Annotated in this window: 13 protein-coding genes; 4 read left to right on the top strand and 9 right to left on the bottom strand. The window is 38.0% G+C overall.

What is annotated here, in order from left to right; genetic code table 11:
* Positions 1 to 15: 15 nt before the first annotated feature.
* Positions 16 to 654 carry a Fe-S biogenesis protein NfuA gene (gene nfuA, locus F994_RS01295; RefSeq protein ID WP_004648196.1) on the bottom strand — a complete coding sequence of 213 codons (639 nt, stop codon included), beginning with the start codon at positions 652 to 654 and terminating at the stop codon, positions 16 to 18.
* 158 nt (positions 655 to 812) lie between these two features.
* Here nfuA and F994_RS01290 point away from each other — a divergent pair, with 158 nt between their 5' ends.
* Positions 813 to 1,430, top strand: coding sequence for a rhomboid family intramembrane serine protease (locus F994_RS01290; protein WP_004648195.1), 618 nt, complete (start codon positions 813 to 815; stop codon positions 1,428 to 1,430).
* 331 nt (positions 1,431 to 1,761) lie between these two features.
* A complete protein-coding gene (locus F994_RS01285; RefSeq protein ID WP_004648194.1) occupies positions 1,762 to 3,312 on the top strand; it encodes a hypothetical protein in 1,551 nt (516 codons plus the stop codon).
* A gap of 172 nt (positions 3,313 to 3,484) precedes the next feature.
* Here F994_RS01285 and F994_RS01280 read toward each other — a convergent pair whose 3' ends face one another.
* Complete coding sequence (locus F994_RS01280) at positions 3,485 to 5,104, bottom strand: inorganic phosphate transporter (protein ID WP_004648193.1); 1,620 nt, start codon at positions 5,102 to 5,104, stop codon at positions 3,485 to 3,487.
* 434 nt (positions 5,105 to 5,538) lie between these two features.
* On the opposite strand from F994_RS01280, the gene metH reads away from it, so the two are divergent.
* A complete protein-coding gene (metH, locus tag F994_RS01275; protein ID WP_004648191.1) occupies positions 5,539 to 9,225 on the top strand; it encodes a methionine synthase in 3,687 nt (1,228 codons plus the stop codon).
* Between the two features lie 152 nt (positions 9,226 to 9,377).
* Here metH and F994_RS16935 read toward each other — a convergent pair whose 3' ends face one another.
* The 4 genes from F994_RS16935 to def form a co-directional block, all read right to left on the bottom strand.
* Positions 9,378 to 10,727 carry an AAA family ATPase gene (locus F994_RS16935; protein ID WP_004648190.1) on the bottom strand — a complete coding sequence of 450 codons (1,350 nt, stop codon included), beginning with the start codon at positions 10,725 to 10,727 and terminating at the stop codon, positions 9,378 to 9,380.
* Positions 10,728 to 10,774: 47 nt separating this feature from the next.
* On the bottom strand, positions 10,775 to 11,695 hold the full coding sequence (locus tag F994_RS16930) for an AAA family ATPase (RefSeq protein ID WP_004648189.1): 921 nt from the start codon (positions 11,693 to 11,695) through the stop codon (positions 10,775 to 10,777).
* 50 nt (positions 11,696 to 11,745) lie between these two features.
* Entirely contained in the window at positions 11,746 to 12,096 is a 351-nt protein-coding gene (locus F994_RS01265) for an endonuclease domain-containing protein (protein ID WP_004648188.1), read from the bottom strand.
* A gap of 120 nt (positions 12,097 to 12,216) precedes the next feature.
* Complete coding sequence (def, locus tag F994_RS01260) at positions 12,217 to 12,732, bottom strand: peptide deformylase (RefSeq protein WP_004648186.1); 516 nt, start codon at positions 12,730 to 12,732, stop codon at positions 12,217 to 12,219.
* 218 nt (positions 12,733 to 12,950) lie between these two features.
* Between def and F994_RS01255 the strand changes: the two genes are divergently transcribed.
* Complete coding sequence (locus F994_RS01255; protein WP_034696433.1) at positions 12,951 to 13,154, top strand: hypothetical protein; 204 nt, start codon at positions 12,951 to 12,953, stop codon at positions 13,152 to 13,154.
* Between the two features lie 278 nt (positions 13,155 to 13,432).
* On the opposite strand, the gene F994_RS01250 is transcribed toward F994_RS01255, so the two are convergent.
* The 3 genes from F994_RS01250 to pnuC form a co-directional block, all read right to left on the bottom strand.
* Positions 13,433 to 13,930, bottom strand: coding sequence for a DUF2505 family protein (locus F994_RS01250; RefSeq protein ID WP_004648185.1), 498 nt, complete (start codon positions 13,928 to 13,930; stop codon positions 13,433 to 13,435).
* Positions 13,931 to 14,056: 126 nt separating this feature from the next.
* Complete coding sequence (locus F994_RS01245; protein WP_004648184.1) at positions 14,057 to 14,332, bottom strand: hypothetical protein; 276 nt, start codon at positions 14,330 to 14,332, stop codon at positions 14,057 to 14,059.
* Between the two features lie 31 nt (positions 14,333 to 14,363).
* Positions 14,364 to 14,948 (bottom strand): nicotinamide riboside transporter PnuC, encoded by a 585-nt coding sequence (gene pnuC / locus F994_RS01240; protein WP_004648183.1) that lies wholly within the window; start codon positions 14,946 to 14,948, stop codon positions 14,364 to 14,366.
* Between the last annotated feature and the right edge of the window lie 52 nt (positions 14,949 to 15,000).

Raw genomic sequence — 15,000 nt, 5'->3', positions numbered from 1 at the left:
AACTTATTTCAAAAATTATTTAAAATAAGCACCCTCTGCCTGAGTATGATCCGTTTGGTCAACTACACGAGATAATTCAGGAATATGCTGTTTCAATGTCGTTTCAACACCTTGTTTTAGTGTGACATCAATTGCTGAACAGCCTTGACAACCACCACCAAACTTCAATACAGCCGTTAAACCATGTTCTTCGTCTTCAATTATTTCAACTAAAGCACAGTTACCGCCATGTCCAGCAAGACCGGGATTAATTTCGGCTTGTAATACATAGCTAATACGCTCTTCAATTGAGGCATCCGCACCTACACGTGGCACTTTTGAATTCGGCGCACGGAACGTCAATTGCCCACCAAAACGATCTTTATTGTAATCAATCACAGCATCTAACAAATACGGGATAGATGGCGCATCAATATAAGCCGCAAAATTTGGATAATCTTGCTTATAGTCTGTAGGAATAATTTCTTCAGGCGCACTATATGCCATACAACATTCAGCACGTGGCGTACCAGGATTTTCCACAAAAACACGTACAGCAATACCTGGTGTATTTTGTTTTTCAAGTAAATCAAACAAATACTCTTGTGCTGTTGGCGTAATCAATAAATTTGGAATTTCTTCTGCAACTGCAGCGCTGATGTTCTCAGTCGACATAATAATATTTCCTCAAGCTGAAGTGGCTATTTTAACTGAAGATGCGGGGTAATAAAAAAAAATCAACTAAAATTGTCGGAATTATTATAAAAGTTCATCTTAACCCTTCATTTAATGGCATTATTAAAGCAAATATCTAAAAGCTGAACCTTCACTTTATGCTAGATTTACCTTTTAACCATACTGTTAGCTTGATCCTCATTACAGTGGTTGTTTCATTAATTGCATTTTCAAATCAGAAGGTCATGAGCCGTCTTATTTTTTGGCCGCCTGCAATGCAACGTGGACAATATGATCGCTTTGTCACCCATGGTTTTGTACATGCTGATGGCGCGCATCTGATCTTCAATATGATTACGCTGTTCTTTTTTGGCAGTGTAATTGAAAGTTTTTATCGACAGTATTTTTTTGATCTTGGCTTTGTTTTGTTCTATTTAGGCGGTTTAATTGTCGCGATTATTCCAAGTTATTTAAAACATAAAAATGACCATCGCTGGGCCAGCTTAGGCGCTTCTGGTGCAGTTTCAGCAGTCTTGTTTGCTTATATTTTATTTGAGCCGTGGAAACTGATTTTTGTGTTCTTTATTCCAGTGCCTGCAATTATTTTTGCCATTTTATATATCGGCTATAGTATTTGGTCTGGGAAACGTGGCAATTCGAACATCAACCATAGTGCCCATTTATGGGGCGCAGCTTACGGTGTGATCATGACGATCATTATAGAACCACGTGTTATTCCGCACTTTTTAAATAAGTTGATGCAACTTCCTTTCTAAAATTTATGCTTCATTTATCAACATTCAAGGACGTTGAAATTCAGCGTCCTTTTTAGGATAAGAATAAAATTTTGATTATGTCATTGAATTTAATCACAGCATGCTTAAAAAAGCGCTGAAAGTCTTGCCAAATACATCGACTTTGAAGATGGCGGATTTGAAACTTAAAGCGCTGCTGCCCTTCTTTCTCAATACGCTAAAATCATTGTAAAAAAAATCCTTTTAAAAAAGATTTACACAATTTTGTCATTAAATGCTAACCCATAAATCAATTTGGCATAGATAATGTAGACATCTGTATATTAACAATCAAAAAAACGAGATATTTTGCATGTCTACTTCATTAGATGGTCTTCAATTCCCGATCAATTCTGCCAGCAATAAAGCCAGCACGTCTCAGACAGGTAAAGAAATTATTGCTGAAGCCCTTTCTATTGTTGACAATAAATCATCAATGGATGCACTCACAGAAAAAAATTGGCGTAAAAATTATCCTATCTATTTTAAGGCTTTGGTTGAACATGGTATTCGTAGCACCAACAATCCGATTACTATCGCAAAACAAGGCTTACACAAGGCCCATCATAGCTTTGATTTTTATCGCAATGGTCAACGCTATTTACTCAAAGACATCATGAATGATGTCGATACAGCAGATTTGCATACCGTTCAGCTTAGAGGTGAAAGTGATGCTGCACCTGAATGGTATGTGCCTTATAAAGGACAAAAATTGCAAGGTCAGGCTTTACTGGATCAAATTCAAACATGGCAAGATACAGGAATTATTGAACTCAGCCATGCCGATGCTTTACGTGCAGCACAGGCTCATCCTGAATGGTTCAATCTTTCTGACCGCACCATGGTTTTATTTGGTGCAGGCTCTGAAGCAGGCCCCCTCACCTGGTTATCTAAATGGAAAGCCAATATCGTGGCTGTCGATTTACCCAATAGCCGTGTTTGGGACAGAATTTTAAAGACGATTCAACAAGGTAATGCGACGCTATATGCACCCTGCGCAGAAAAATTAGCCGAGAATACCCCAACTGCCACGCTGAAAAAAAAATTAGGAGCCGATTTACTGACTCAAACGCCAGAAATTGCACACTGGCTAACCCAAAGTGAACATCAGCTTGATCTCGCTGCAATTGCTTATTTAGACGGTGAAAAACATGTTCGTGTCTCTATGGCAATGGACAGTATTATGCAATACGTGAGTGAGCGAAAAGCTGACACCAGTTTAATGTTTATGTGTACTCCAACCGATGTTTATGCCGTTCCTAAAGAAGTGGTAGAGGCTTCACACGAGAAATTCCAACAACGTTCTAAAACCCAGCAAATTATTAGCAAAAGTATTTCCACTGTTTCAGGTCAGCATTTTTTCAAAGAAAATCTACAAACCTTAATTTCTTCGGATAATGGCAAGGAATATGGTATTGCAGATTGTTTGGTGGTGGAACAAGGTCCCAACTATGCTTTGGCAAAACGCATTCAACAGTGGCGTGCAACTTTGGCTCGTCATTCTGGGCAACGTGTCAGTATCAATATTGCACCTTCAACCACAACCCATTCAGTGACTAAAAATCCGTTATTAAAAGCCGCATTTAATGGTGCCAGTCTATTTGATGTGGAATCATTTAGTCCAGAAACCACCAATGCGCTTATGGCGGCATTATGGATTCATGACTTACGCAATCCTGACTCTGTTGCAAATCCAGAAACACCATTGGCTCATCCTTTAGAATTAATGATGAAAGGTGCAAACCATGGTGGTTTATGGCGTGTGGCTTATTTAGCACGTACCGCTCTGCCTTTTGCAGCAATCTATGGCTTTGCCAATGATAAATTACCGATGAAGAAAATATACGGATTGTTTAAGAAGTAATTTTTATCTTTAGCCAATTAAAGCTAAAACTCTGTTTTGGCTTTAATACAAGATGACTATTCAGCATAGGCAGTTTATCTACTCTCTTCTCAGCGTCTGTAAAAGTCAGAGCACATCAAAAAACCAATAAAAAACGCTGCAATTGCAGCGTTTTTTATTTCACATAGCTTGTTTAAACAAACTGTAAGAACAACCAATACAAACCACCAGATAAACAAATCGTGGCTGGTAAAGTGAATACCCATGCAGAAAGAATGGTTTTCACCGTTGCGAAGTTTAAGCCTGATTTATTGGCAACCATTGTACCTGCAACCGCACTGTTCAAAACGTGTGTGGTTGAAACTGGCATACCAAAACCATCTGCCGCTGCAATGGTGGTCATTGCCACAAGTTCAGCCGACATGCCCTGACCATAAGTCATATGGTTTTTACCAATACGCTCACCCACTGTCACTACAATACGCTTCCAGCCCACCATTGTGCCTAAACCAAGTGCCAGTGCAACTGCAACTTTCACCCAAGTCGGAATGTATTGTAAGAATGAGTCTAGGTTAGAGCGGTACTCTTTAACCACTTTGCTTTGTGCTTCCGACATTGCAGGTAACTGTTTATTTTTATCTAAACGCTTAAATGCTGTGCTACTTAAATACATGTCATTGCGAATAATCGACGTATCTGCTTCAGGAATATCTTTTAAATCACCATACTTAGCTACACGATCACCCAAATGATCCGTTAAGCTTGCCAAAGCAGGAATAACGTCTTTATTCATTTCTTTGGTTTGAATGTATGACGTCAACACTTCACGTGCGTGAGTATCCGAAATATTGCTGTGATTGGCGTACATAACAGCCGCAGTTTGATTTGATAATTGATCAAATGACTGAATATGTTGCGTATCTAAGTTCTTATTCAACGAATACGCGAGCGGTACAACACCAATCAGAATGAGCATAATTAAGCCCATACCTTTTTGACCATCGTTTGAACCATGTGCAAAACTAACGCCTGTACAGGTAAAAATTAAGATGGCACGAATTAAAGGTGGTGGTGGCTTATTACCTTCAGGCGGTTGAAAAAGTTCGACTTGTTTTTTGAAAACTTTTTTCACTAACAAGAATACGACCGCAGCAAAAGCAAAACCAATTAAAGGTGAAAACAGCAAGGCTTTGCCGACTTTCATCACTTGGTCCATATCTACACCGCTGGCACCACTACCGGCATGCAAGATGTAGTTCATAATTCCCACACCTAAAATCGAACCGATTAAAGTATGTGAACTTGACGCTGGAATACCCAAGAACCAAGTCCCTAAGTTCCAAAGAATAGCGGCGATTAGCATGGCGAAAACCATGGCAAAACCGGCCCCAGAGCTGACATTCATAATCAACTCGACAGGCAATAAAGCAATGATGCCGTAAGCAACAGCACCACTTGCAACCATTACACCAAGAAAATTACAAAAGCCTGCCCACATCACAGCAACAGGTGCAGATAAAGCATTGGTATAAATGACTGTAGCGACCGCATTGGCAGTGTCATGAAAACCATTAACAAATTCAAAGCCTAAGGCAATTAAAAGCGCAGTGGCTAAAAGAATAACGGAATATAAGCTTAAAGTTGGAACATGTGACAAATCAGCTGCAAGTTGAAAGCCGATGTACACCAAAGTAGAAATAATAACCGTTAAAAACACCGGCATAAAAAACTTCGGTGTGGCAACATGCACATTCGTCGATTTCTGTGGCACGGATTGCACCTGATCTTGGACGGGAGGAATATTAGAATTCATGCAGACGGTTCAAGGGGATAATAAAATCCCCTTATTGTTCAATTTAATTGTGACAATTATATGACAAACAGCTGCCATATAAAGCCAAATTTTAACAATTGAGCTAATTTAAATCACTCCCGCTGCATTTTAGGGAGCTAAATTCTTTTAAATCCATCATTTTGCAATCGTTGAAGCTCAAAATAGTTTGTGCCTCAATATTTCAAAATATTTGGATAACTGCATAAAAAATCTTTCTAATTCCGTTCAGCACTCAATTTTTTCTTATCTAGACTCAGATCATAGCCGAGCCATATTTCAATTCGATGAAAAATTCAGCACAAATAACCTTATTTAAAAACTGTGTCTCACTAAGTCGGCTGAATATTCCTCAACTGTAGTGTAATTCTGCTAAAATCATGCCCATTTTGTATTCCATCGGATTGGGGTTATTTATGTCCACGCTTGCCACCCTAAAAGAGCTTCTCACCCAACGCATCCTGATTATTGATGGTGCTATGGGCACCATGATTCAGCGCCACAAACTCGAAGAAGCAGATTATCGGGGTGAGCGTTTTGCTGACTGGGCATCTGACCTCAAAGGCAATAATGACCTTTTGGTGCTGACGCAACCGCAGATCATTCAAGGGATTCACGAAGACTATCTGGATGCCGGTGCGGACATTATTGAAACCAACAGTTTCAATGGTACGCGCGTTTCCATGTCGGATTACCACATGGAGGATTTGGTTCATGAGATTAACTTTGAAGCAGCGCGGATTGCCAAAGCCGCTTGTAAAAAATATTCAACGCCTGATAAACCTCGTTTTGTAGCCGGTGTCCTTGGCCCAACTTCACGTACCTGTTCCATTTCACCGAATGTAAATGACCCTGCTTTTCGTAATATTACCTTTGATGAATTGGTCGATAACTATATTCAAGCCGCACATGCCTTAATTGAGGGCGGCTCTGACATCATTCTGATTGAAACTGTTTTCGATACACTGAACTGTAAAGCTGCAATTTTTGCAGTGAAAGAAGTGTTCAATCAAATTGGTCGTGAATTACCCCTGATGATTTCAGGCACCATTACCGATGCTTCAGGTCGTACCTTAACCGGTCAAACTGCTGAAGCCTTCTGGAACTCGGTACGCCATGGCGATTTACTTTCCATTGGTTTTAACTGCGCGCTAGGTGCAGATGCCATGCGCCCGCATGTGAAAACTGTCGCGGATATTGCAGATACTTTCGTTTCAGCCCATCCGAATGCAGGCTTACCCAATGCCTTTGGTGGTTATGACGAAACACCAGAAGAAACCGCAGCATTTTTAAAAGAATTTGCGGAAAGTGGTTTGATTAATATTACCGGCGGCTGCTGTGGTACGACACCTGACCATATTCGTGCCATTTACAATGCAGTTAAAGATATTAAACCACGTCAAATCCCTGAAATTAAGCCAGCGTGCCGTTTAAGTGGTTTAGAGCCTTTTAATATTTATGACGATTCACTCTTTGTAAATGTCGGTGAACGAACCAACGTCACAGGGTCAAAAAAATTCTTACGTTTAATTCGTGAAGAAAATTTTGCTGAAGCACTCGATGTTGCACTACAGCAAGTGGTTGCAGGCGCACAAGTTATCGACATTAACATGGATGAAGGCATGCTCGATTCGCAAGGTGCGATGGTGCATTTCCTGAATTTAGTTGCGTCTGAGCCTGAAATTTCCAAAGTACCGATCATGATTGACTCATCAAAATGGGAAATTATTGAAGCAGGTTTAAAATGTGTACAAGGCAAGCCGATTGTTAACTCGATTTCCTTAAAAGAAGGTTATGACGAGTTTGTACATAAAGCACGTTTATGCCGTCAATATGGTGCTGCGATTATTGTCATGGCCTTTGATGAAGCCGGACAAGCGGATACTGCCGCACGTAAGCGTGAAATCTGTAAACGCTCGTATGATGTATTGGTGAATGATGTGGGCTTCCCTGCTGAAGACATCATTTTTGACCCGAACGTGTTTGCTGTGGCAACGGGTATTGAAGAACACAATAACTACGCGGTTGATTTCATTGAAGCGACAGGCTGGATTAAACAAAATCTTCCTCATGCCATGATTTCAGGCGGTGTTTCCAATGTATCGTTCTCATTCCGTGGCAATGAACCAGTACGTGAGGCGATTCACTCGGTGTTCTTGTATTATGCCATCAAACAAGGCATGACCATGGGCATTGTAAATGCAGGCCAAATGGCCATTTACGATGATATTCCAAAGGAACTCAAAGATGCCGTTGAAGATGTTGTACTGAACCAAAACCAAGGTGAAAGCGGTCAAGATGCGACTGAAAAACTCCTTGAAGTTGCAGAACAATACCGTGGTCAGAGTGCTGCGCAAAAACAAGTTGAAAACTTAGAATGGCGTGATCAACCGGTAGAAAAACGCCTTGAACATGCGCTGGTTAAAGGTATTACTGCATTTATTGATGAAGATACCGAAGAAGCGCGTCTGAAATCTAAACGTCCATTGGATGTGATTGAAGGCCCGCTTATGGATGGCATGAACGTGGTCGGTGACTTATTTGGTTCGGGTAAAATGTTTTTACCACAAGTGGTGAAATCGGCCCGTGTGATGAAGCAAGCCGTGGCATGGTTGAACCCCTACATCGAAGCTGAAAAATCAGGTAGCCAATCAAAAGGTAAAATCCTGATGGCGACCGTAAAAGGTGACGTGCATGACATTGGTAAAAACATTGTAGGTGTTGTACTGGGTTGTAATGGCTATGACATTGTTGACCTTGGCGTAATGGTGCCTGCGGAAAAAATCTTACAAACAGCGATTGATGAAAAATGTGACATCATTGGCTTGTCGGGTTTGATCACGCCATCGTTGGATGAAATGGTGTTTGTTGCCAAAGAGATGCAACGTAAAGGCTTTAACATCCCGCTGTTGATTGGTGGTGCAACAACGTCTAAAGCGCATACTGCGGTAAAAATTGATCCGCAATATTCTAATGATGCGGTGATTTATGTTGCCGATGCTTCACGTGCAGTCGGTGTTGCCACAACATTGCTATCGAAAGAAATGAAACCTGCTTTTGTTGCAGAGCATCGCGCTGAATATGAAAAAGTCCGTGAACGTATTGCCAACAAACAGCCTAAAGCTGCGAAATTGTCTTATGCAGAGTCGATTAAAAATGGTTTAAGCATTGATTGGGACAACTATGTTCCGCCTAAACCGAATTTTATCGGCAGCCAAGTCCTGAAGAATTATCCACTTGAAACCTTAGTGCCCTATTTTGACTGGACACCATTCTTTATTTCTTGGAGTTTGGCTGGCAAGTTCCCGGCTATCTTGACCGATGAAATTGTCGGTGAAGCGGCAACAGATTTGTATGAACAAGCCCAACTGATGTTGAAAGATATTGTAGAGAATAAGCGTTTTGATGCACGTGCTGTCTTTAATATTGCTTCGGCTAAACGCACGGGTGCAGACACAGTTTCTATTTATGATGAAAATCAAACGGCAACTCATCAGTTTGAACATATTCGTCAGCAGTCGGACAAAGTTACAGGTAAACCCAACTTATCCTTGGCCGATTTTATTAGCAGTTCTGATCAGAATCAGGACTACTTGGGTGGTTTCACCGTTTCTATTTTTGGTGCCGAAGAAATGGCGCATGAATTCAAAGAAAAAGGTGATGACTATTCTGCAATTCTTGCCCAGTCTTTAGGTGATCGTTTTGCCGAAGCGTTTGCGGAGCATTTACATGAGCGTATTCGTAAAGAGTTCTGGGGTTATCAGGCTTCTGAACAACTGTCGAATGAAGAATTGATTAAAGAAAAATATGTCGGGATTCGACCTGCACCGGGTTACCCTGCTTGTCCTGAACACTCTGAAAAAGCGGTGTTGTTCGACTGGTTGGGTTCTACCGATAAGATTGGCACCCAATTAACCACAAGTTTTGCGATGTGGCCGCCTTCATCGGTGAGTGGTTTTTACTACAGCAATCCACAGTCGGAATATTTTAACGTGGGCAAAATTTCTGGCGACCAGTTAGAGGATTATGTTCAGCGTAAAGGTTGGACATTGGATGAAGGTAAACGTTGGTTAGCACCGAATTTGGATGATTCGGTTTCTTAATTTAGAAGCCTTTTAATCTCCCCTAACCCCTCTTTTTTATTGCAAAATTTTTGAATCCCCCTAAATCCCCCTTTTCTAAAGGGGGACTTTCGCGTATCCAACGAATTACGTGACAACTCCTCCCTTTTTAAAAGGGAGGTTGGGAGGGATTGTTAATTAATTCCTGTTATAAACCTCAAGGTATCTTTTGCATAACCATGTAAAGTCGAAAAATCTATACCTTGAATACAAGTATCAAAGCCATCAGCATGATGATAAATTTTCGAAAACTCATTAATTGACTGAATTTCAGCCAACCTTTGATTTTTATCAAATAAAGGACTTTTTACATTTTTTTCTTCTCTGATCATTGTAATCATATTTCCTAACCAGAGATCCTCAGTAAAAGTCTTTGGAAATAGAAATCTTAAATATGCTTCAAGAATTGGCCGTAAAGATCTTGCTATTTCAGTTTTTTGTTCCTCTTTTCCAGCATGAACAAAATCCCAAAGCTTGTAATATTCCTGATAATAAGAATGTAAAACATAAGAATCAAAATTTTGGCGCACAATTAATTTACTATTACAGACTTTATTACTATTTGGATCTAAAGGATCAAAGTCTATTAATTTAGTTTCAACTTCATAACACTTCGCCCATTTGGAAATAGCACTTAATTTGCTTATATCTGAAAGAAAAAATGGATCATGACTTAAAACAAAGGCTTGAAACTCTCTTTCCACCAAGTACTGAATTTCTTGAATCGTAGCCTTTCTTCTATGCTCATCTAATGAACTCATTGGATCATCAAAGAATATTATTGATGGCTCAAAATTCTCATCCTTAAACTTAGATAGAAAAAAAGCTAGGGCTAAGGTTGATTTATCTCCAGAACTTAAAACTCTATCGAAGATTATCTCATTATGATTCAAAATTGATAATTCTTGATCCAAAAATGTAATACCGTAAGATATACGGCTTGCACCTCTGTGTCCTTTATTATCTTTCTCGAACTTACTAAGCCTAATCATTGAATTAAATTTCTTTAATAATTCATTGATTCCGTCTTTATGCTTTTCAATAAGAATCTGTTGTTCTTCTAGGATTAAATCTCGCAATTCATTCATAGATTTTGTTTTAGCTTCTTTAGTTTTCTTATCTTGACTAAAGCAATCTAAGTCAAAAATTACCTCGTTTGAAAAGCGTAACTTTGATAATTTAAGTTCTGCTATTTTTTGATTAATAACTTGGCTTTCATCTTTAGATAAAGTAATTAAATACGCATCAACTCTTTGATTAAAAACTGAAATTTTATCGTTATAATTAGTAAAGTTAGCTTTTTCATAGACTGATTTTAAAAGTTCATCAAACTTATTAAAATTAACAAATGCTAAAATGTCTTTTTCTTTCTTCGTTATTAACTCGCTAACTTCATGAAAGAAAAGTTTGTATGCATTATTTAAATCCTTTAATTCGATGATCAGATCTAATTTTTCGATCCGATCAGACCATATTTGAATCAAATCAATATTAGAGGCGATTATTTCAACTAAATCATCAAGACGTATACCTATTTCATAAGCTTTTGATTCAAAATTTGAGTATTTTTTAATTCAAAATCATCACAAGCTTGTTTATAGGAATCCGTTATAAACTCACTGTAAAAACTAAAAATTGGTGAGTCATTTAAACTTTGAGCACAAAACGGGCAATTATTTGTATCTGTTACTAGCTCTAAACCATCTTTAATCCAATCTTCGTCATCTTTTGCAAAGTGTACTTTTATATGCTGAGTTACTTTTTCTTGGGCTTCTTTTGAAATCTTATCTAAACTAGTCTCAAAAATACTTTTATCAAATGTAGGATTAACTAAACTTAAAAGAGAAAGCTTTTTTCTTTGACGATACAGATTAACTGACTTTTGATCGATCAATTTTTCATTCAATTTAGCAATTTCTGTATCCACATTATCATTTCTAGGAATCCTTTTTATTTGCTCAATTGTTTTATTGAATTGTGACTTTAGCTTTGCTTCCAATGGTTGCATTGAATTTGTTAAATTAGTTATTTCACTTTTTAACTTATCAATCTGTTTTTGTTTATCAACTGATACTTTTCCTAAACAAAAATCATAATAGTTTACTAACTGAGAGCTTTCCACCCCATTTGAAGAATATAAGTTTTCATCTACAAAATCTTGATTGAAAATATGAAATTCAGGGGCTTGATCTAAGGTAGCCAAAGTAATACTGTTACCTTTAATCATAAAATTAAACAATGGTTCTTTTTCCGTCTCCAAGGGAGCTAATTTCTTGATCTTTGCTATATCTCTTTTATTAATTAAATCTAGAATTTTTGTTAGTGTCGATTTTCCAGCTCCATTCCTTCCGTAAATTAAATTTAACTTACCAAAATCATTTTCTGAACCGCCTTTACTACCAGTATGTTGCCATTGTTTTACATTCTCTAATTTAATAATTTTCGTAAACATGAATCCCCCTAGAACGCTTTTATTTTATACAAATTATATTCATAATTTATTTATTCACAATGACTTACTATTTCATCAATTACATTATTTAAATGCCTCACCACCTGTCCATTATCAAACCTTAACACTCTCAACCCCAACTGAGCCAATGCCTCATCCCGCACTCGATCTGCCTCCAAACCTTCGTATGTATAGTGCTGACTGCCATCGCACTCAATGACTAAATTTACAGAAGGACAATAAAAATCAACAATGAAATTTAGAATTGGTTTCTGCCGATAAAACTGTAATCCTAAAATTTGCTTACGGCGTAATCTTTGCCATAACATTTGTTCAGCATCGGTCATATTGTTACGCAAATCACGCGATGGAAGTTTTAATTTCTTGTTATAAGGTTGCATAATTTATAAGCTCTTATTATTTTTTTAAATTATAAGCCAGAAATTAATCCCCCCGATCCTACTTTGCTAAAGAAGAGAGTCTCACGTAGATATTTACTCACATGACAACTCCTCCCTTTTTTAAAAGGAGGTTGGGAGGGATTCTATTAATGAAAGATCCATTTTTTCCACAAACAACACCCCATTCAAATGATCAACTTCATGTTGCACGATCCGCGCAGGAAAACCTTCAAAAGTGCTTTCCATTACCTCACCAGTCAAAGTGTGATACAGCACCTTAATACTTTGCGCACGCTGTACCTGACCACGTTCATTTGGCACGCTTAGACAGCCTTCTTCACCCAAGGACGTTGCCTGAGAAAACTCTAAAATTTCAGGATTAACCATCACCACTGCATCCATTTCAGGTGCATCGGGATAGCGAGGGTTTGGACGTGAAGCCACAATAATGACCCGTTTAGATACATATATTTGCGGAGCTGCAATCCCAACACCATTACGTTCAAGCATGGTGGCTTGCATGGCTGCGGCTAGTTCATTTAACCATGCACTGTTAAATTCCGATTCTGCAACAGAAGCAGCCTTCAAAGTTAAAATGACGTCTCCACGCTGTGCTACAGGTAAAATGACACTCATATTTTCTTTCCTATATTTCAATTTAACCATTTTAAATTTTAATAAGACTAATGTTGCTTCAATGTTAAAAATATCGTTGTTATAGCGCGTTGAAGTGATCTAACTCAGGATTAATCAACAGTTATTGATTTTATATCTACCCCTAAAATCGTGGTCATTTAAGCTAAATTTAATCTTCTACTTTATAATAAGCCTAATTCCACATAAGCATAATAAATATGAATACCACTCAACTTTTGCTCGGCGTTCTTTTTAGTTCTATAGGTTTGGGCTATTTTATCTATGGCAAAAAACAAAAAGTGACGGTGCCTTTGGTCTGTGGCTTGGTGCTTATGATCTTTCCCTACTTCATTGAAAATACAGCAATGTTGGCATCTATAGGTATACTGCTCTCAATCTTGCCTTATTTTATTCGACTTTAAACCACGACAGAAACATGTGATGTATTAAATTTGAGTACCATGTCTCGTCTCATTCTTTACTGCCATGATGCATAACAACACATTTAAATCATGCTCAACATAACTTTTTAAATAAGAAAAATTCTTTTAAGCAAAACTTGGCATTATTTTCTATTTTCAGAAAAACCTTGTAGCAATATATATTTTACAAACAAAATCGCCCTTATTTGGCAAAAACAAGGGCGACTCTGTGGATTAAACAAGATCAATAATGAGCTTAAATCGCTTATTTTTTCAAATTAAACCGTTAAAATTTTCTTTAATTCATCTTCTACAATTTGGAGTTCCAAATCACTAAATTTACGAATTTCACCTTCTGCATGTTTTTCTAGAAAACCGCCAATCAGTGGCACTTTAATTTTAATGGTCCAATCTAATTGAATATCAACTTGCTGTGCATTACCCGTAACAGAGCGCTCACCTTGTGCCTCTAAAGGTAAATTTGCACCCAATTCAACGGTCGAAGTTAAAGCACCTAAATTGGTAATATCTGTACGTTTTAAACGAAATGCATCTTTTAGCAGTTTTTTAGCAATATCTGGAATATTGACATCCAAGTTATAAGCACGCTTTAAAGTGTAAATATCACCCACAATTTTAGATTCTAAAATTTCTAATTTTTCCCCCGGAATACGTTTACAAACTGCTTCATGCATCTCTGGGTCTGCTGCTAAGCGACGAAAGTCATCCAAAGAAACACCATGAATGGTGGCATTGACGGTAAAACGATGTGCCATATTGCTATCCTTTATTTTTTAATTATTTAAACATCTTGACCATTAAATCAGCGCTGATCTCGCATATTTTAGCGCGGTTTATTTAATTGAATTTTAGTCATGCTGTCATTGACCAAGTATACAAAACTATTCCCGATGAATGCCACAGCGTATTTCAATTTGCTCGGTACAGGAAATGCTCAGAAAATGCGTTCTATACTCAATGATTGCATAAAATTGTTCAGCACCATCATCAAGACCTGTGGCCGACCATGTGGTGCCTTTTGGAAAATCATTCAACCATTTGGCTTTATAAAAATCGGAGACCGAATCAAAATTGATATATTTTTCAGGAGCAGCCTGAATGCGTGCTGCCATTTCATCAAATTGTGTGAATTGATGTTGAACAAAATCAATCAGCATATTTATTCATCCAAGTGTAGCCTAAAATAGGTTATACCCCCTTAAAATGGCTGTGTGCATGTTTCTTTTTCACCTGTTCCCACTGCCACCAGCCAAAAGCTGCCAAACCAACAAAAGCGGCATATAAGCCCGCAGTTAGGAATAAATCTTTATAAATAAACATACCCACATAAACAATATCGACAACAATCCAAAGCACCCAAGTCGCAATATGTTTACGACTGGTCCAATAGGTTGCCAGCAAACTAAAAGCAGCCAATTGTGAGTCGAGCATCGGTACGGCAGCATCGGTAAAATGTTTTAAAGTTAAACCGAAAATCAAACCACCTAACGCTGCCAACAACATTTGAAAGATGACTGTTTTTTGAGCAATCGGTTCAATGCGAATTTCATGATCTTGCTGTTTACCTTTGAACCAATGATAGAAACCATAAAAATTCACCACTATAAAAAAGAACTGCAAGATGGTTTCACCATACAACTTAAATTCATAAAATAAATAAGCATATAAAACAAATGCCGCGAAGTTAAACCACCAACACCACATATTTCGTTTAACGGTTAATGTCACACCAATAACACTAATAATGACTGCAATAATTTCTAAAGGTGACATAGCAATAAACAAATGTATAAATAGTGCCGCTATTATGAAAAAAATAATGCTG

Source organism: Acinetobacter bohemicus ANC 3994, assembly GCF_000367925.1.
In the GTDB taxonomy this organism is placed as follows: Bacteria; Pseudomonadota; Gammaproteobacteria; order Pseudomonadales; family Moraxellaceae; genus Acinetobacter; species Acinetobacter bohemicus.
Note: the sequence above shows the minus strand (reverse complement) of the source record. Positions and strands in the feature narration are given on the sequence as shown.